20 protein-coding genes are annotated in these 18,273 nt (G+C 33.0%); 13 read left to right on the top strand and 7 right to left on the bottom strand.

The annotated features are described in order from the left end of the window. Nucleotides 1-54: 54 nt before the first annotated feature. Nucleotides 55-1,245: a M48 family metalloprotease gene (locus tag C0J27_RS03930; protein ID WP_115585882.1), complete on the top strand. Its 1,191-nt coding sequence runs from the start codon at nt 55-57 to the stop codon at nt 1,243-1,245. 107 nt (nt 1,246-1,352) lie between these two features. On the opposite strand, the gene C0J27_RS03925 is transcribed toward C0J27_RS03930, so the two are convergent. Further along, on the bottom strand, nt 1,353-1,910 hold the full coding sequence (locus tag C0J27_RS03925) for a GNAT family N-acetyltransferase (protein WP_115585881.1): 558 nt from the start codon (nt 1,908-1,910) through the stop codon (nt 1,353-1,355). 286 nt (nt 1,911-2,196) lie between these two features. On the opposite strand from C0J27_RS03925, the gene C0J27_RS03920 reads away from it, so the two are divergent. From C0J27_RS03920 to C0J27_RS03910, 3 genes are all read left to right on the top strand, one after another. Then, entirely contained in the window at nt 2,197-3,162 is a 966-nt protein-coding gene (locus C0J27_RS03920; protein ID WP_115585880.1) for an aminoglycoside phosphotransferase family protein, read from the top strand. 100 nt (nt 3,163-3,262) lie between these two features. Then, nucleotides 3,263-3,793 carry an EndoU domain-containing protein gene (locus tag C0J27_RS03915; protein WP_115585879.1) on the top strand — a complete coding sequence of 177 codons (531 nt, stop codon included), beginning with the start codon at nt 3,263-3,265 and terminating at the stop codon, nt 3,791-3,793. A 3-nt stretch (nt 3,794-3,796) separates the two neighbouring features. Further along, on the top strand, nt 3,797-4,270 hold the full coding sequence (locus C0J27_RS03910; RefSeq protein ID WP_115585878.1) for a hypothetical protein: 474 nt from the start codon (nt 3,797-3,799) through the stop codon (nt 4,268-4,270). Between the two features lie 283 nt (nt 4,271-4,553). Here C0J27_RS03910 and C0J27_RS03905 read toward each other — a convergent pair whose 3' ends face one another. Next, nucleotides 4,554-5,321 carry an ankyrin repeat domain-containing protein gene (locus C0J27_RS03905; protein WP_115585877.1) on the bottom strand — a complete coding sequence of 256 codons (768 nt, stop codon included), beginning with the start codon at nt 5,319-5,321 and terminating at the stop codon, nt 4,554-4,556. 238 nt (nt 5,322-5,559) lie between these two features. Between C0J27_RS03905 and trhO the strand changes: the two genes are divergently transcribed. After that, entirely contained in the window at nt 5,560-6,468 is a 909-nt protein-coding gene (trhO, locus tag C0J27_RS03900) for an oxygen-dependent tRNA uridine(34) hydroxylase TrhO (RefSeq protein ID WP_115585876.1), read from the top strand. A 45-nt stretch (nt 6,469-6,513) separates the two neighbouring features. Then, a complete protein-coding gene (murB, locus tag C0J27_RS03895) occupies nt 6,514-7,491 on the top strand; it encodes a UDP-N-acetylmuramate dehydrogenase (RefSeq protein WP_115585875.1) in 978 nt (325 codons plus the stop codon). A gap of 132 nt (nt 7,492-7,623) precedes the next feature. Here the strand turns inward: murB and C0J27_RS03890 are convergent, their stop codons facing one another. The 4 genes from C0J27_RS03890 to C0J27_RS03875 all read right to left on the bottom strand — a co-directional run bounded on the left by C0J27_RS03890 (nt 7,624) and on the right by C0J27_RS03875 (nt 10,188). Then, a complete protein-coding gene (locus tag C0J27_RS03890) occupies nt 7,624-7,998 on the bottom strand; it encodes a hypothetical protein (RefSeq protein WP_115585874.1) in 375 nt (124 codons plus the stop codon). A gap of 214 nt (nt 7,999-8,212) precedes the next feature. Further along, complete coding sequence (locus tag C0J27_RS03885) at nt 8,213-8,482, bottom strand: hypothetical protein (protein ID WP_115585873.1); 270 nt, start codon at nt 8,480-8,482, stop codon at nt 8,213-8,215. 128 nt (nt 8,483-8,610) lie between these two features. Next, a complete protein-coding gene (locus C0J27_RS03880) occupies nt 8,611-9,414 on the bottom strand; it encodes a hypothetical protein (RefSeq protein WP_115585872.1) in 804 nt (267 codons plus the stop codon). A gap of 81 nt (nt 9,415-9,495) precedes the next feature. Further along, entirely contained in the window at nt 9,496-10,188 is a 693-nt protein-coding gene (locus tag C0J27_RS03875; protein WP_162801785.1) for a hypothetical protein, read from the bottom strand. Nucleotides 10,189-10,377: 189 nt separating this feature from the next. Here C0J27_RS03875 and tgt point away from each other — a divergent pair, with 189 nt between their 5' ends. The 6 genes from tgt (at nt 10,378) to C0J27_RS03845 (ending at nt 16,368) form a co-directional block, all read left to right on the top strand. Beyond that, complete coding sequence (gene tgt / locus C0J27_RS03870; RefSeq protein ID WP_115585870.1) at nt 10,378-11,508, top strand: tRNA guanosine(34) transglycosylase Tgt; 1,131 nt, start codon at nt 10,378-10,380, stop codon at nt 11,506-11,508. After that, on the top strand, nt 11,509-12,252 hold the full coding sequence (locus C0J27_RS03865; protein WP_115585869.1) for a TrmH family RNA methyltransferase: 744 nt from the start codon (nt 11,509-11,511) through the stop codon (nt 12,250-12,252). It abuts the gene before it with no gap. 67 nt (nt 12,253-12,319) lie between these two features. Then, nucleotides 12,320-13,618 carry an APC family permease gene (locus tag C0J27_RS03860; protein WP_115585868.1) on the top strand — a complete coding sequence of 433 codons (1,299 nt, stop codon included), beginning with the start codon at nt 12,320-12,322 and terminating at the stop codon, nt 13,616-13,618. Between the two features lie 107 nt (nt 13,619-13,725). Continuing rightward, the gene (locus tag C0J27_RS03855; protein ID WP_162801784.1) at nt 13,726-14,223 is read left to right on the top strand and encodes a hypothetical protein; all 498 of its coding nucleotides are present in this window, start codon (nt 13,726-13,728) and stop codon (nt 14,221-14,223) included. A 163-nt stretch (nt 14,224-14,386) separates the two neighbouring features. After that, a complete protein-coding gene (locus C0J27_RS03850) occupies nt 14,387-15,208 on the top strand; it encodes a hypothetical protein (protein WP_115585866.1) in 822 nt (273 codons plus the stop codon). 401 nt (nt 15,209-15,609) lie between these two features. Then, a complete protein-coding gene (locus tag C0J27_RS03845; RefSeq protein ID WP_115585865.1) occupies nt 15,610-16,368 on the top strand; it encodes a hypothetical protein in 759 nt (252 codons plus the stop codon). A 57-nt stretch (nt 16,369-16,425) separates the two neighbouring features. On the opposite strand, the gene mraY is transcribed toward C0J27_RS03845, so the two are convergent. Further along, on the bottom strand, nt 16,426-17,490 hold the full coding sequence (mraY, locus tag C0J27_RS03840) for a phospho-N-acetylmuramoyl-pentapeptide-transferase (RefSeq protein ID WP_115585864.1): 1,065 nt from the start codon (nt 17,488-17,490) through the stop codon (nt 16,426-16,428). 197 nt (nt 17,491-17,687) lie between these two features. Here mraY and C0J27_RS03835 point away from each other — a divergent pair, with 197 nt between their 5' ends. After that, nucleotides 17,688-18,020, top strand: coding sequence for a hypothetical protein (locus C0J27_RS03835; protein WP_115585863.1), 333 nt, complete (start codon nt 17,688-17,690; stop codon nt 18,018-18,020). Nucleotides 18,021-18,273 lie beyond the last annotated feature (253 nt).

Here is an 18,273-nt window from a genome sequence, read left to right as displayed (position 1 = left end):
ATACTCCTTTTTTACATAAAAATTAAAAACCATGTAAAGCAATTGGACTTATCTATGAATACAATAAAATTAAAACTTCTATTTTTCATTTTGGGGGCTAATTTAGTCTACCTACCAATACAAGCAGAACTTTCAAAACAAGAGATGATTGAGTACTCTCAATTATCCTGTACCCCAAGAGAAGAGTTCATTATAAATACTGCAATTACAGCAGTTATGTTAGCTATGTATGGAGCTACTAACTATGCAATCACAACATACTTAGTCAAAGAAGAGCACCTTGTTGAAACAGACTATCCTTTTGCTCAACTTTGGTATGAAGCTATGACTCAAAAATACCCGCAAGCTCACCTTGAACAAAAGTTATTTTTACAAACATGGCGTAATTTTCCAAAAAAATATATGCAATGGTGTTCAACGTTTCACAACATTTATGCTTCTGAAAAAGACTTAGAAGAAATTGAAAATATTTATAAAAAAATAGTAGCACATGAAAACAATGAAGCCTGTTCTGAAAACTTAGTCACTCAAGAAGAAAAATTCATATTAGCAAAATATGAGTTCATTCTTTTACATGAAGCAGGTCACATTGAACATAATGACATAGCAGTTAGATTGTTAACAACTTTTGCAATGATTACTTCACTGCATGCTGCTACAGCTTTATACAAAGAATTAAGCAATGAATATTTTTATCAATCATTGGAACAACAAGCAAACAAAAACAGCGCATTTTTTACTCGTATAAATCGATTTATAGGATTTGAACTATTTTCAGAAGGAGAGCTAGGAGCTAAGTATTCAATTGAAATGGCGATAGCGTATCGAATTTTTATCATAGAATGCTACCAACAAGTAGGAAATTTTCTTACTTCAATGGCAGTATCACGCTACCAAAAAACAAATGCTGATGCTTTTGCTGCTAACAATGCAGAGTTAGAGGCTTTATATGGAGGCGTATCATTTTTTGAAAATGAAGAAGTCGACCCATTATGGAATATAGAAGATAAAGAATTATCACCTTTTGTTGAAGTTGATTCAACGCTTGGAAAAATAATTCAAGCATATTTTGAAATGTATGATGAAAATGATTTACAAGAAAAACAAGATGCTAAAAAAAATCCATTGCTTCGCTGGTGGCATGATTTTTGTAATGGACCAACTCATCCTGGGCCATCTACTCGCGCCCAAGCTCTTAAAGATGAAATTGCTCGCAGATTAAAAACAACAGATCAGACTGCCTAAAAAATAATAGTACATAATAAAAAAGCCTGTTGTGAATTGAATTTCACAGCAGGTTTTTTTTCGTAAAATTATATCCCTGGATGTTTAAAAGCATACCATGCAAGTAACTATATTGAAGATAAATCAAGACTCAGATGTAACCACTCAGGCATATTTATATGAAAATTAAACTTTTTTTCATATAAACTTAAAGCTTTTTCATTTTCTCGATGACAACACAACCTAACGTCAGAAATTGCATGCGATCTCATATCATCAATTGCATATTGTAATAATTGAGAAGCATAACCTTTATTACAAAAATCTTTATGAACAGCTAAGCGACTAATATTACCCCTATCTTGAAAATGATAAGACTCATACATTATCAAGCCAACTACTTTATTTTCTACACGTAAAACTTTAAACACTTCATGATCAGGCTGATCATCAGTTCGTAGCTTCATAGATTTTATAATATGTTGTGCATCACAATAACCTAACCATTTATAGTTATCAGAAAGAACTTCTATAACATCTGGTAAATCCCTTGATGCTACGTAATTTAAAATACCATCACTCATGATGACTTCTTGATTACATATCTCTTCTTTGTTCATGATATGATCGACATTTCCATGAAATAATGCAAGAGCAATAAGATTAGTAACTAAAAATAACTGCATCAAATCTCCTTATATTAATTTGATTTTAATTTCTTACATTGAACTACTTCTATTGAGGTTGCAAGCATTAATAAAGTTATTGCGAAATATTTTTTAATCATATTATGAACTTTTATATATATTTCTAAATTAAACATCTATCTACAAACACAATAATTCAAATAGAAACTTTTGACAAATGGTTGGCATATAAAATATTTTATATAACGCTTGATATATCTTGTACAAGCAAAGTATAGTAATCTAAAAATTAAGGTAGGTAATCAAATTATAACGATTGGAATGTATGAAATTTCTGACACATATCCGCATGATGTTATTATGTTTACATATTGTTATGATACAAAGTCATGAGCATTCAAATACTATAGTTTTTGACACTCCCGATTCATCTTGTCATAAACTTTCAATAGGTCTTGAAAATAGCATTACGTATCTGACTAAAAAATGGCAATTGCATGGGTTAGCTCCTATTTCATATCCATCAGTATTTAATAATTACATAGCTCATGCATATAGTGAGCTGTATCAACAAGATATAATTATTAAAATTGGTCAATCAAATGATGAATGCAAAGCGTTAGAATATTTTCAAGGTAATGGCATGGTAGAGTTACTTGATTATGATCTTGAACATTTTGCATTACTCTTGCAATACATTCCATCAAATATAACGCTCGCTGATTATTTATGCATAACGCAAGATGACAACCTTGCTATCTCAGCTTTTGTAGATGTTTTTAAAAGAATTCACGCATCCCCAAAACATCTTACAGTTGCTCATTACGTAAAGCTTGAAGATGAACTTTTTTTGTTACATTCTTATAATTTTACAAAAATTCCAGCGCACCTCCTGCAAAAAGCTTGTAATCTCTATGGTCAATTATTTAGATCAGACACCCCTGAATATTTATTACATGGTGATTTGCATTGTAGAAACATTTTGCAAAATGATAATGAATTCATTGCAATTGACCCATGGGCAAGCGTCGGGCCACTTACTTACGAAGCAGCATCATTTCTCACAAGCCCAACAGACTTTTTACTTTTACACGATACAATACAAGATATTCTACAAAACAGGCTTAATCGGCTGAGTGATGAATTACAACTTGATAAACAACAGTTACGAGATTTTTCTTTTATACGACTTATATATTTAGCATGTATCTGTGAAACTAAAAATAGAAATGACGACTGGATTGAACAGTTTATTCAAGTTGCGCAGGTAGTTAACCGGCTCAATATATAGTATGCAGTCAGTTCCTTACAAAAAAAAGTTGGAACTTTCATAGTTTCTGCTAAAATCTGATGCTGATAACCATTCATCACATTTTTCATCACGCAATACTATGAACCAATCAAGCAATAGCCATATCCACACGGCTATACAAATATCACATATAGCTCATCATCAATCAGATGTAATCTGTAACTGCATTCAATTTAAACTTGAAGGTTTATTTAATCCGATCATAAAAGTTATTCCAACTGATGACTGGTCAAAAATTAAAGCTATCTGGATCCCTTTACTTCACCATGATTATCGTAACCAGCTAGAGCGGTCTGAAAACATTACGATTCTTGATAAAAAAACTGATAAATTTGGAACGATACAAGGGTTTTTAACAGCTCCACATGAAAATTACATCCCATATCTGACAACTTTTTTTAACCCAACCTGGACTAAAGACTTTGTTCTTGAACAAATTGTACAAGCATCAAACAATGTCATTGCACCAATATCTACGATTATTAATGATCATAAGGCAATTATACAAAAAACTGTTGTGGGAATAACTGACCAAGGCATGCATATACAGATGATATTTGATACTAATAATAACATCATCGATGCTTATCCTCTTTTTAAAAAAGAATAAATTATGAATAGCATCAAATACATTTTATTAACAAAAAACAGTTCAATAGATACTTATACAACATCTGAATCGATGCATCATGATTTTTATCTACTTTCACTGCTGGTAAAAAGTGACCAAACAAGTCTTGAACAGTTGCTCACTTTTTATAAAAGCTCCTACCTGCAATGCTGGACAACCAATCAACTTTTTTGCCATAAACAGAGTAAAAATATTCAACTTTTCAGCGTTTATGATCTTGCAACCAATGATGAACTGTGCTTGCCTACAACAGGCAAATTAATTCTATCTAAAAAAAACTTTATGCAATGTCTCTTTAACATTAAAAAAATGCATGAAGATAAAACTTCACAGATATATATTGTGATCGATGAACGGAACTATGTTCATGTAACAACTGATATAACATCAGTTAAACAAAATAATTATATAAATTCATTATTATCTTTAATTAAAAGTTTTTTCATAAAAATATAGGTTCCGTTGAGTTTTTAAAATAAATAAAAAACAATAACAAAAACATCCTACGTTTTTTACAAAAACTCCGGAAAACGAGACCCCGGCGGGGATGAATCGCTAAAATTTTATAAAACATCAGATAGTTGCCGCCGCCACCACGATCGCAAAAGCGCAAGCGTAGGCTTATGGTAAGTAATTTAAAGGTTAACTACAAAACTCAACAGAACCTAGTCATAAAAAAAGCGGTCTTATTTCTAAGAACCGCTTTCTTATTTTATACATATAATTTTATGACATTAGTTTATGCAATAAAAATATCTCTCAATGCCTGGAATTTCAATGCCACTTTCGTATCAAAATCTTCTGGTTTATCCACTAATGCTTGCACATCGTAATACACAGTAGGTTGTACTAATGTATCATCTTGACCAAGCGTTACGGTTGCAAACATAACTTCAATAATATCTTGCGCTGTATGACCATTTTTATTTTTAATTGTTGTATCAGCACCTGCATTCAAAACTGACTGTGCAATTGCCAAGGATTTAGTAAACATTTTCTCAACACAACAAGGACAGCTAATCAAACCTTGATAATCTTTAATCGCTGCAGTACACGCTTGAATCACAGCTGTATGCAATGGAGTGCAACCATCAACTGGATCTTGCACATTAACATCAAGCCCTGCTTTAATTAAAGCACCTGCAACAAATTCATTTCGTTTGTTAACAGCCATCTGGAGTAATGTCCAGTCTGCTTCATTTTTCAGCGTTGTGTCAGCACCCGCATCAATCAATAATTGAGCTATTTCACCGCTATTTTTATGGATTCTTAGCTGTGTGGTAAACTGTAATGGCGTCATGCCGTTTGCATCAACATGATTAACATTGCTGCCAGATAAAATACAATCTTGCACAGCTTGAATATCATTGGTTTGAATAATTTGATACAAACTTGTGCGGCCTTGTTCATCAAGAATTTCAGCTTTTTTGCCAAATTGTAGATAGACTCCAGCTACAAGAACCATAATTAAACCAAAACCAACTACTATTTTCTGAGAGTTGTTCATGAATTTTCCTTACTTTAGAACTCAACGACATTTTTAATTTGAATAGTTTTTAACCTTATAAATATAATTATATCTCAATTAGAAAGATACAACAACGCCTCACCATAATTGCATACAAACAAAGCTCTATATTTTTTTCTTTTTTTCATATCGATTTTGTCAGTAGACGACTATTTTTCAGCATGATATACTGAAATTATAGTGTAGCTAATAACCCTTTAAACAGAGGCTTTCGTCAATGGGAACAATTTTACTTTATTATAAATACATCAACATCCAAAATCCGCAAGAGATTGCAAATTGGCAACGATCATTGTGCGAAGGACTACACTTAACAGGCCGTATTATTCTTGCTCACGAAGGCATCAATGGTACTATTGGTGGAACAGACCAAGCCTGCCAAAACTATATTGACGCGATGAATGCTCATGAACTGTTTCAAGACATTGATTTTAAAACTGCTGACGGCGGCTCTGAATCTTTTCCAAAATTAAAGATCAGCATTAAAAACGAAATTGTTCGCCTTGGAGTCGATCCATCCCAAGTAACGGTTAAAGATACTGGCAAACACTTAACTCCTGAACAAGTTCATGAACTACTGACAAATAGACCAGATAATTTAATTGTACTTGATACTCGCAACGATTATGAATGGCAAGTTGGCCAATTTACCGGCGCAGAATTACCAAACATCAAAACATTTAGAGAATTTCCTGAATACGTAGAAAAAAATTTAGAACGATATAAAGATAAAGAAGTCTTAATGTATTGTACTGGTGGGGTTCGTTGCGAACGCGCTTCAGCATTCTTAGTACAAAAAGATATTGCTAAAAATGTATACCAAATCGATGGTGGCATCCATCGTTATATCGAAAAGTTTCCAAACGGACACTTTCGTGGCAAAAATTATGTATTTGACGAACGTATTACGGTACGAGCAAATGCTGATATCCTTTCAACATGCTTGCACTGCGACACAAAATCTGATGATTACACCAACTGCTTAAATGCAATGTGTAACAAACATTACACAAGTTGCCAACCATGCATAGAACGCCTTGGTAATAGTTGCAGTCAGCATTGCCAAATGCTTGTTGCAACCAAACAAACTGTCGAAAGAGACTCTCGCTCATCATTGCGCAAATAGTCATTAACAAGCTCATAAAAATTTGAAGCGTAAAGGAATCATGTTATGTTAACGGTTGAAAATCAAGCGCATGTGCTACCATTTTTCATCCAAGAAAATGTACCTCTTGCAGATAAAAATACCTTTAGAACTGGTGGCAAAGCTCGATTTTATACAGAGCCAACATCTATTGATTCCTTTGCTCAAGCACTGCAGTTTGCAAAAATTAATGCTTTAGAAGTTTTTGTTCTCGGTGGTGGTGCAAATATTTTAATCAGCGATGATGGATTTTCTGGACTGGTTATTCGTCCTAACATTACCACGTTTGAAGTTATTTCATCATCAGCGCACGATGATCAGGTATTTGTAAAAGCAGGTGCTGGATTATCTATCGATGCGCTTATTAAACTTTGCTTTGATCATATGATTCTAGGTCTAGAAGAGTTTAGCGGTATTCCTGGAAATGTTGGAGGTGCTGTCTATATTAATCTTCATTATTATGAATTCTTGCTCGAGCAGTTTATTGTACAAGCAACACTTATTCACAAAACAACTCTAGAAATTATGACGGTCGATACCAACTGGTTTCAGTTTGGGTACGACCAGTCTAAACTGCAAGAAAAAGAATATTTTATTCTTGATGCTACGTTCAAACTGAGAAAAGCGCCTGATGCATTGATGATTGCTCATGCACAAGGTCGCTATCTTGAAATTGTTCGCCATCGCAACCGCCGCTACCCTTATCAAAATACTTGTGGAAGCTTTTTTAGAAACTTTCATCCAGAAGAAGTAATTGATACAGAAAAAAAATTAATTTTTGTCGCTTATTACCTTGACCAGATCGGCGTTAAAGGAACACTTTCTGTTGGTGGTGCAATTGTATCGCATCAACATGCAAACATGATCGTAACTAATAACTCCGCAACCAGCTGCGATGTCATTAACCTTACAAAGTTAATGCAACAGATGGTCTATGAAAAATACAAGATTAAACCTCAACCCGAGTGTCAGCTTGTTGGTTTTGCAACAAATCCTTTTGAATAACATCCATTTAATTAAGTTTTAAAAAAGATAAAATAATAAGGCTCAACAAAAATATTTTTGTTGAGCCTTATTATTTATTAAAATTAATCCATTAAATTGAATATTTTAATCACATTGCATAGTAATTATTTGTTATCGAGGATCTAGTGTTTCATTACCAAAACCATCAACTGTCCAATCCCAATAACGATGATTTGCAAAACTACTACCATTGTGAAAGCGACTTACAATGGTAGTGTTATTTTGATAAACCACAAGATTAAACCATTGAGAATCATTAATTTTTGGGTTAAACGTATATTGGTTTGTAGTGTTTGGATCAGGATAAAAGAAAGTAATTTTTTTTGACATAACATCCTGTTTATAAAGTGCATAATATGCACCATCAGATGGTGTATTTAATATAATAGTTGTATCACCACTTTTATGTCCGCCTTTTGCAAAAATAGACCCACCTATACATGACACTAAAATTAAACCATACAAAAAATTTTTATAAAAATTCATACGTATTCCCCTTTTTTTATTAAACTATTTACTATGAATATTCATGACTGAAATCATCATACCAAATCAACATGAATTAATTCAAGGATTTTATACTTTTAAATTTTCAAATTGCATAATAAATTACTGCTTATACAAGAGCGTGTTTTTTATACAATTAAATCTATAATCACTCAACTTCTTTATAATATTTTTCAAATAAATTTGAAAAACATTACGTTATTGGCCTTAATTGCATGTAATTTGATTTGTGGCGTTTACGTAATCCATTAATTTTTTCTTGCAGTTGCAAATTTTGCCGCTCATCAATAGGCAATTTTTCTAACTGTTCAGGTGTTAAATTAAGCAGTAACTCTAATTTTTTGTCAGATTCTAATGCATGAAAAGATGCTCTATCTATTTTCCCAGCATCAATAATTAATTCTATGGCATGTAAATACTGTTTATTAAATTCTTCTCGTTCATTATTAAGCTTCTGCTCCAAATTTTTTTTTACGCTCAGTATCTAGAAATCTCTCAATACTCATATTATTTTGTTCAACTACTCTTTCAATCGCATTTGCATACAAATCATTGTTAAATTTTAATTTGTTCCATTTTTCTTCTTTTTTTCTAAACCATACTTTTTTGTGAATTTTCTAAATCTTGTTGCGCTTGACCAAGTAATTGGTCCAGTTCTTCAGGTGACAAATTAAGCACGAATTCCAACTTATCATCAGACTCTAATACATTATCTCCTTGAGCAAACTCACCAACTAATCCTATAGTCTCTTCATTTTGAGATAATGTATGTAATTTTCTTTTTAATTTTCTTTCTCTCTCCAATCGTAACTTCTTTTTTCGATGTTCTTCTAGCTTGCTCAAAGCTTCTTGTTCTGCTTCAGGTAATTGGGCTCTATCTTCAGAAGCTAATTGTAGTAATAATGTAATTTTTCTTTCTCGACTTAATTCATTAAATGCATCAATACTCATATTATTAGATTCAAGAATTTTCTTAATTGCATTGACATGCAGATCATTAAATTTTAACGATCTACTTTTCTCTTCTTTTTTTTCTAAATTTTTTTGTACTTGACCTACCAATTCCTGTTGTTTATCTGGTACTAAATTAACTAAGAATTCTAAATTTTTATCAGGCTCTAATATATTATCTGGTTGGCCAAGCTGGCTAACTAATTCTATAGCCTTTTCATTTTCAGAAAATTCATCCCAATCTTGCAAAAAAATTTGAACTGCATCCTGATCAGTTTCAAATGATTTTTTTTGATAATCGCCATCACTTAATAGCAAATCATGCAATAAAGATGATGAATTATCATAAACATCATCTGTTATTGATAAATCTTTCTGAGCAGCATAATATTGCGCTCCAATAAAAAACAATACGATCGATACTATTATTTTATTATTCTTCAAAATAAATACCTTTTTTATAAAAAAATTAGCGTAAATATATATAAATTCACCGTATAAGCACAAATATAATCAATGTATCATTTAACTGCTTTTAACTAACCTAATTTTTCGTGCAGACTTGCTTGCTTTATTATACATCGCAGCATCTGGACCAGTATCTTTCATCCAGTCAATTCCTTGTGCATCAGGCGCTGCAGGAGGTGTCGTTACATTACTAGAAAATGGAATGGTATTGTCGGCATCGGAACTAATTTGCAACGAAAATGAATCTTTTGGGGCTAAACAAATCGAATCTTGTGACCATGCATAAATCATTTTGCCATTATTATATTTTAATTGTGCCATCATAAGCCATTGGCCAGATGGACAAGTTTTTGTCGGGGCTATAATTTTTTTTAAATAATCTGAAGTCCCAAGCACAATCATATAGGTTCCTGGTACAGGAAAATCATCATCCATTTTTTTATCAAGAGCCGATCCTGAAAATCTTTGTACAGTATGTGCATACTCTTCAGCTTTATTTTGTGCCCCGACCCAATAGATAAAATCATTAAAAATATACAGCTGTTTGCCGTAGTTTTGGGGAGAAAAAAAATCGACGTTTAAAATTCCAGAAATAGTCTCATTTGAACAGTTATAATTTTTATTTGAACAAGCATTAACAGTCTGCCCCAAAAAACTATTTTGTGACGTGCTTTCATTAATTCCTATAAAAATAGCTTGCACCAGAAAAGACTGTATAAACATTATTAACATTATTACTATTTTTTTCATAGACACGCCCTATCAAGAGATACAATTTTTTTACTATCTTTATCATATCTCTTTAAAAGAATTAAAATCAATAGTACGCAGTTAATGTTTATTTCAAATTGAAACAAGTTTCATCTGCTCAACATTTATATAAAAAGAGGTATACTGTTGTTATATACCTATTAACTTTTAATACTGCAAACGATCTTTATGAGCTATTTTTCATTTAAAATTATTCATCAATCAAAAAAATCTCGTGCTCGAGTTGGACAAATTACCACTCCTCACGGAGTTATTGATACACCAAATTTTGTTGCTGTAGGAACTAACGGAACTTTAAAAGCATTAGATAACGTCTTACTTGAACAACTAGAACAGCAGTTAATGTTTTGCAACACCTACCATTTATTATTACACCCTGGACCAGAAGTTGTAAAAGCTGCTGGTGGAATTCATAAATTTATTAACCGCACCTCACCAATTATTACTGATTCTGGCGGTTTTCAAGTTTTTAGTCTTGCGTACGGGACAGTGCGAGATGAAATTAAAAGTAAAGGCAAGAAAAGCATTCAAAATTCAGTTGCAAAAATAACTGAAGATGGTGTTACATTTCGATCATATCGTGATGGTGCAAAGATTATTTTAACACCAGAAATATCAATACAAGTTCAAAAAGATCTTGGTGCAGATATTATTATTCCATTTGATGAATTGCCACCGTACCACATCGATGAAAAACAGCTCAAAAAGTCATTAGATAGAACACATCGCTGGGAAAAACGTTCACTTGATGAACATCTTAAAAATCCTGCACAACAAGCAATGTATGCTGTTATTCATGGTGGCATTAATAAAGAATTTCGATCATTAAGCTGTAAAACGTTAACAGCCATGCCTTTTGACGGTTTTGCTGTTGGTGGAAGCGTTGGTAAAAATCATACAGAAATGATTGCAATGCTTGGCTACACCTTACCACAACTTCCAGAAGATAAACCAAACCACCTTCTTGGTATTGGTGATCTACCTGCAATTAAAGAAATCATTCCACTGGGAATCGACACCTTTGACAGTTCGCACCCAACAAAATGTGCACGCCATGGGCTTTTATTTACTTCCCAAGGACCAGTAAAAATTCTGCACGGTAAGCATAAATTTAACTTTGCACCTGTCGATGCAACATGCTTATGTTACACCTGCATAAACTATACAACCTCATACTTGCATCATTTATTTAAAGCACATGAGCCAGTTGCCTTAACCCTTGCAACAATTCATAACGTATGGCACATGTCACAACTGCTTAAACAGTACCGTCAAGATATTTTAGATGGGAAAATTTAAATGAAAATTATTACATCAGTCCATAATGATCAGATTAAACACCTGATTAATCTTGGAAAAAAATCATACCGGATGCAACATCAAGAATTCTTGATTGAAGGAACTCGTGCATACCATGAGCTGGTACAATTATACAAACCTCTTGCACTGTTCATGACGCAAGATTATCAAAATGCTCATCAAGATATTGCTTGTTATGAAAAAATAACAACTATTCTAGCTCCTCATGTCATGGAAAAAGTGAGTGCAGCAGCAACACCAAGCGGGATCTGTGCTATTTTTGCCATACCAGCTCAACAACCTTTACCAACAACTGGTCCAGGAATTATTCTTATGGATGTTCATGACCCAGGAAATATGGGAACGCTCATCAGAACAGCAGCTGCAATGAATATTAAAGAAGTTATTATTATTGGTGGCGTTGATCCTTATAGCCCAAAAGTTATTCAATCAACTGCAGGCTGTTTAGCCGCCGTAAGACTTTACCAAACAACATTTGATAAACTTGCAGCACAACATACTTTGCACCTATGTGCTCTTGTGGTACAAGGCGGAAAAACACCTGATCAACTCAACTTGCACCATAAATTTTTAGTTGTAGGCAGCGAAGCTCATGGATTATCAGCTCAACAAATTGCTCTATGCCAAGAAAAAATGACAATTCCAATGCCGGGGCAAGCAGAAAGTTTAAATGCTGGAGTTGCCGGCTCTATCGGCTTATATTTGATGTCACAACAAAACTGATATCATTTTTTATAATTTTATTGCTACACTACCATCAATTACGATTTTATTACCCTAAAGGAATATAATGTCAGCATCTGCGTCAAAAAAATTATCTCTTGTTTCAGCAATTTTTATTAACTTAAATGTTATGATTGGTACCGGCATCTTTGTTAATACCTATCTATTATCAGCTCGTGCTGGTGCTGCAGGCTTTCTTTTATACCCATTAGTTGGTCTTTGCATGCTTCCATTGATTGCAATTACAGGAAGACTTTTGAACTATTATCCAACTGGTGGTCTATATGCCTTTGCAAAAGAACATTCTGCTTACCTTGGATTTCTAAGCTGCTGGAGTTATTTTTTTGCAAAACTTGCATCATGCGCTCTTATGCTGTTTGTTGCAACAACCTTATTTCAACAGTTAATTCCTGGAGCAACTGCGATCAACCCTTTAATGATGTGTTTAGGACTTTTAAGTTTTTTCACTTTTTTAAACTTATTGAATATGAAGCTTGGAATGGTTATTCACAGCTTTTTCTTAACTGCAAAATCAATTCCAATTATATTTGCAATTATCTCCGGGTTTTTACTTTTTGACACCTCAGGTATCACAACAAGTTCATTTGTGTTCAGCGGTATGATTATTAACATCCCTCTTGTTTTATACTGCCTTGCTGGTTTTGAAACAGCTTGTTCATTAAGCCGTAATATCGAAAATCCATCAATAAACGGACCAAAAGCTGTTTACTATTCATTTGGTATCATTATGGCACTGTATGGACTATTTCAAGGTTTAATTTACATGAGCACCTATGAACAATTAGCATCATTGACATCGTACCAAGAGATATTTCCATCAATCGCTCATACATTGTTTAGCTCAGAATTTATTGCAAATAAACTTTCTATTATTTTAAGCTTTGCAATTGGTTCATCTGCTCTTGGTGGAGCCTATGGTATTTTATTTTCTAACTCATGGAACCTGTACACCCTTGCAGAAAACAATCATCTGATTGGTTCTTCGGTTATCACCAAGCTCAATCAACACAACACGCCATATGTTGCAGTTTTAGCTGAAGCCATAATCTGCGCAATGTTTTTATTGTTTAACCAAGGTTCACAACTGCCATTACAACGCACTGCAGCACTTGGTATTGTTATTGCTTACACCATTAGTGCACTTTCTTACTTTTTACTCCTTAAAAAAGTTGGTGGGAGTCACAAAGATTTTATGATTTCAACTGCAGCTTTTGTTACCTGTACCATATTTGTTGCAAACTGCATGGTCAGTTTTTGTGAAACAGGACTTGCTCCATTGCTTTTATTCATCGGTATTTTGGCAATAGGAAGCTGCATGTTCATGTATAAGCAACTAACAAAATAAGGGGAAGCTTTTTACAAATAGACAGATGTTTGTAATCCTTGGTTTATAAGAAAAACGCCATGAACCTTATAATTTATGGTGTTTATATTACAAGCAAAGGAAATATTATGAAAAAATTATTCTTATCAGCATTAATGTTATTTTCTTTACCTAGTTTATATGCAACTGAAGCAAATAAATTAATGAATAAATATATGGAAAATAACAGAAACGTTGCGTACAATAATGAAAAATTAAATCCAGAAATCAACGATTTGATCAATAGTGATCTAATTGAGCAACAAAATAACAGGTTGAATAAAGCTTTAAAATCTGTCTATATGGCAAAAACAGATAAAACTTACGATATGAGCTGGGGTTGCTACCTAAAATCTTATTTTGTCGACACGCAAGATAATAGAGTGATACGAGAAATCAATCAGATAGAGCGACAACTGCGTAACCAACTTGCTATATTACATCACAATACATGGGAACAATTGGGATGGACAGCAGCAAAATATGCAACTGTTATACTTATAACAACTGCAGTTTTAAAGCAAGGTGAGATCAAAGATTATGTCTTTGGCATGCAAGATGCTCTTATCCAAGCTGCAACAGCTTAAAATTTTTCTTACTCCATAGAAATAGTTATAAAGGTGCGATTCATTCGCACCTTTTTTTGTATTGCACATCTCATTGCTTATCAAAACTATTGAAATAAATCATTTCAATTTGATACTATATACAACGTATAGACTTATTTTAAAATATAGTTGGAGTTGTAAAATGAATACAAATAAAAAAATATTATTAATTCTATCTATTTTTCTTGGATACCAAACTGCGCACACAAGCCAATCAACACAAAATCAAAGAAATTTACCTGGACGAACCGTAAACTTCTATCCTAACCTACCAGCTCAACACAACAATATGAGAAAAATTATTGTTTCAGAAGAAGAAATGAGGGTTGCTTTGCAATCTCGTGAAGAGCAAGCTAATAAAAATTATGATGACATTGAACACCATGCAAACGAACTTATCAAACAAAATTACAAAACTGATCGTATGAAATATAATATTTTATTGCTCATGCAAAGTGATAATACACAAGCAAAAAAACCAATTTCACAATACAGTATAGATCTTCCTTCTGTAGATCAAATTCAAAATCAAACAACTCCATTTATGCAAGTCAATGTTGCAACAGCTTCAATTGAAAATTTGCCTACAATTTTTCAAATTCTTGAAAAAACAACCGGAACTGACCCTCAAAATGAAAACAGACCTGTGATTCTCAATGGATTACAAGCAACATTACGAGCTATTAATGGAGCTCTTGCCGATATTAAATATGACAAAAAATATATATTTGCAAGCGATATTGAACTACGATTACGCAAAATGCAACACCAAATCGAAACCCGCATTCAAGAACTCAACCCTTATTCATGGCTTAAATTATCGCTTGGAATTAGTTCTTTGGTTGCTATGACTGCTGCTGCAGGGGCATATTATTCAGGAATGACATTAAACAGCATGCAAGAGAATCTTGCTGATATTATAAAAAAATATAAACCAACAGCTGATATGCTTAACGCTGCATAACTAAAAATAGTATCTAACAAGGTAGCATCTACAGATTCGTAAGTGCTACCTTGTTTTGTTTTATAAAAAAATAAAATAAGTTCTGTTGAGTTTTGTAGTTAACCTTTAAATTACTTACCATAAGCCTACGCTTGCGCTTTTGCGACCATGGTGGCGGCGGCCACTATCAACTTTTTTATAAAATTTTAGCGATTAACCCCCGCTGGGGTCTCGTTTTCCGGAGTTTTTGTAAAAAACGTAGGATGTTTTTGTTATTGTTTTTTATTTATTTTAAAAACTCAACGGAACCTAATCTTAAAAAGAGACACAATATAACTAATACAAAATCAATTGACATCAACTCTTTTAGTTGCTTTAATTCACTCATTAATCTAACAATATGTTCAATAAAAAGGTGAATCATGAAAAATATGATAAAAATGGCTCCATATATGATGTTCATAGCATTTTCTCAAGGGATTTTTTGTTCAGAAAAATTACAACAGTCAGAACCATTATCTTCTTTAGATCTATCAGAGTCAGCTTTTCATGATGTAGAATCTAAAAACAACTCACCAAAGAATTTAAGAAAAGAAACTCTTTCTCACCCTGTATTGAGTATTGAACTACCTGATTTGACACCAAATCAAAAAGAAGAAGGAAAATTTCAAGACTTATTTGCAAATTTATCCACAGGAAAAAACGAATTTAAAGATGAAGAATTTGAACCAAGTACACTTTCTTTTCAAAAAAACAATCGTAGATTATTGTCACCTCGCAACTACTTCAATGAAAGCCCGGAAGAATTTGATGCTCATATCGAAAGTATTGCAACGTTAGAAAAAAATGAACTTGATTCTCTACTTGAGTTTAAAGGTAGATTTAAAGATAATACTCCGTTTATTTTGCGTGGTCGTATCAATTTAGATTTACTGACATTAATCAAAGGTCAAGCGCATTCTTTAGACAATCAAAAAGAAGTTTTTGCCGATGAAGATCAAATCATTATGGAAGATATTGCTCCTATTGAAGAAATATCTCTTAATGAAGTAGAAGAAGACAATCTAACAAACACACCTGAGAAAAAAACAGCCTATTTCACCGTTCAAAATGGTGTTATTGCAACAACAGCTTTAGCATCGTTAGCAACGAGCTATATTTTTTTAAGAAATAGAAAATAATAGAAATTTATAGACTATAAAAAAGAGCGGATATCCTTTGATATCCGCTCTTTTTATTTATCTCATTTTCAAACTAATTAATGCTAATAAACACAACACAACAGAAATAATATTAAACCGCATAGTAATTTTTGACTCTGACCACCCCTGCAACTCAAAATGGTGATGAATAGGCGCCATTCTAAAAATTTTCTTACGATACAATCGCCAGCAAGTTAACTGAGCAATGACTGATAGTGTCTCGAGCACAAATAAACCACCTGAGACTACTAACAAAAGCTCTTGCTGAGTTATAATTGCCATAAGTGCAAGCATTGCACCCAATGATAGCGAACCAACATCGCCCATAAAAATTTGCGCAGGATGGGCATTAAACCATAAAAACCCAAGCGATGCTCCTACTAGAATAGCACCAATAACTGCCATTTCAGATGAAGCTGCAAAAGGAATATGTAAATAATGAGCAAATGCAAAATGCCCTGCTAAATAAGCAATAACTGAATAAACAGAAAAATTTGTGATAAGCCCGCCAATAGCAAGGCCATCTAGTCCATCAGTAAGATTAACCGCATTGCTGACGCCTACAAGCAAAAAAACCACCCATGGAATGTAAAATAAGCCAAGATGAGGATGGATATTTTTGAAAAATGGAACACAGACTTCAGTTGATGGATGCTTTAAAAAAACAATAGCACACGCAACACCAAGACCTACCAAGAGTTGTAATCTGAATTTAGTTTTAGAATGTAACCCCTTTTGCTCTATAGCCTTGTACAAATCGTCAAGGAAACCAATAAAACCAAACCCTATAAGTGTTATAACTGATAACAATACATCAACTTTAGACAGATCGCACCAAATAAGCATCGTGGCAAGAACAACCGATAAAATAAAAACTCCACCCATTGAAGGGATATTATCTTTCTTTTTATGCGACTCAGGAGTAAATGGACGAGCTTTTGTTGTAAAAAGTTTTTTAGAGTATGCTATAAATGCATCTCCAAAAAGTAACGATAAAAAAAGAGATGTGAGCATTCCAGCAACAACTCGCACGGAAATGTAATGTACAACATGAAACCACGGAATATAGCCTTCTACATATGATGCAAGCATAAATACCATAAACAAATTCCTTATAAAGATAACTCTGTAACCAAGGGTCTTTTCATAAGCCTACAATGTTGCAGATCTGAAGGCAACGAAAAAACACCCCTACCCTTTTGACGGTTTGCACGAAACAACGTAACTTCATAGTAAGCTTTAAGTTTTAAAGTTGAAAAGTTAAAAAACTGAAATGAGAAGTTATACTAAGGAATTTTATGAACATTACTTATAAATTGTATCTTTCTATTGGATTATTATTTTCAATCGCTGCACCAATAGCATGTACACAAAACATAGATAATAACATGTCTGAAATAACAGATAATCAAAATAATGAACACCAATCTGTTTTGACTCAAGAAGAATGCGATAACTTACTGCATGATTTCTTTGAAAATTACTTTTTTAATGACAATAATAAAGCAAGATTTTCTGATATAGTTACACAACTCATTGGAATACTTGAACTAAAATTAAAATCTTTAGATGCTGTATCTCAAAAAAATGTCATGATTTTATTCTCGTGCTTGAAAAAAATAAGAATATAGCAGATCTAAAAATTTGGATGCCAATTCTTATGAATCCTGATTTACTGCATTTATTACCTCAAAGAACGCAGGATTTCTTAAAACAAAATCCGTTTAAGAAACTAGCAACGTTAAGAACTCGCTTACAAAATAATTAAAAAGCTCCTTTTTTTAAAAGGGGAACTGTTACCGGTTCCCCTTTTTTTGCTCTAAGACAAGATGAATAATTGTTGTTCGGTCTTTTTTTTTGTATACTAAAAGAAATTAAAATATC

Origin of the sequence: Candidatus Chromulinivorax destructor (assembly GCF_003366055.1) — a bacterium.
GTDB classification, from domain to species: domain Bacteria; phylum Babelota; class Babeliae; order Babelales; family Chromulinivoraceae; genus Chromulinivorax; species Chromulinivorax destructor.
The sequence above is the reverse complement of the archived record's forward strand: the minus strand, read 5'-3'. Positions and strand labels throughout refer to the sequence as shown.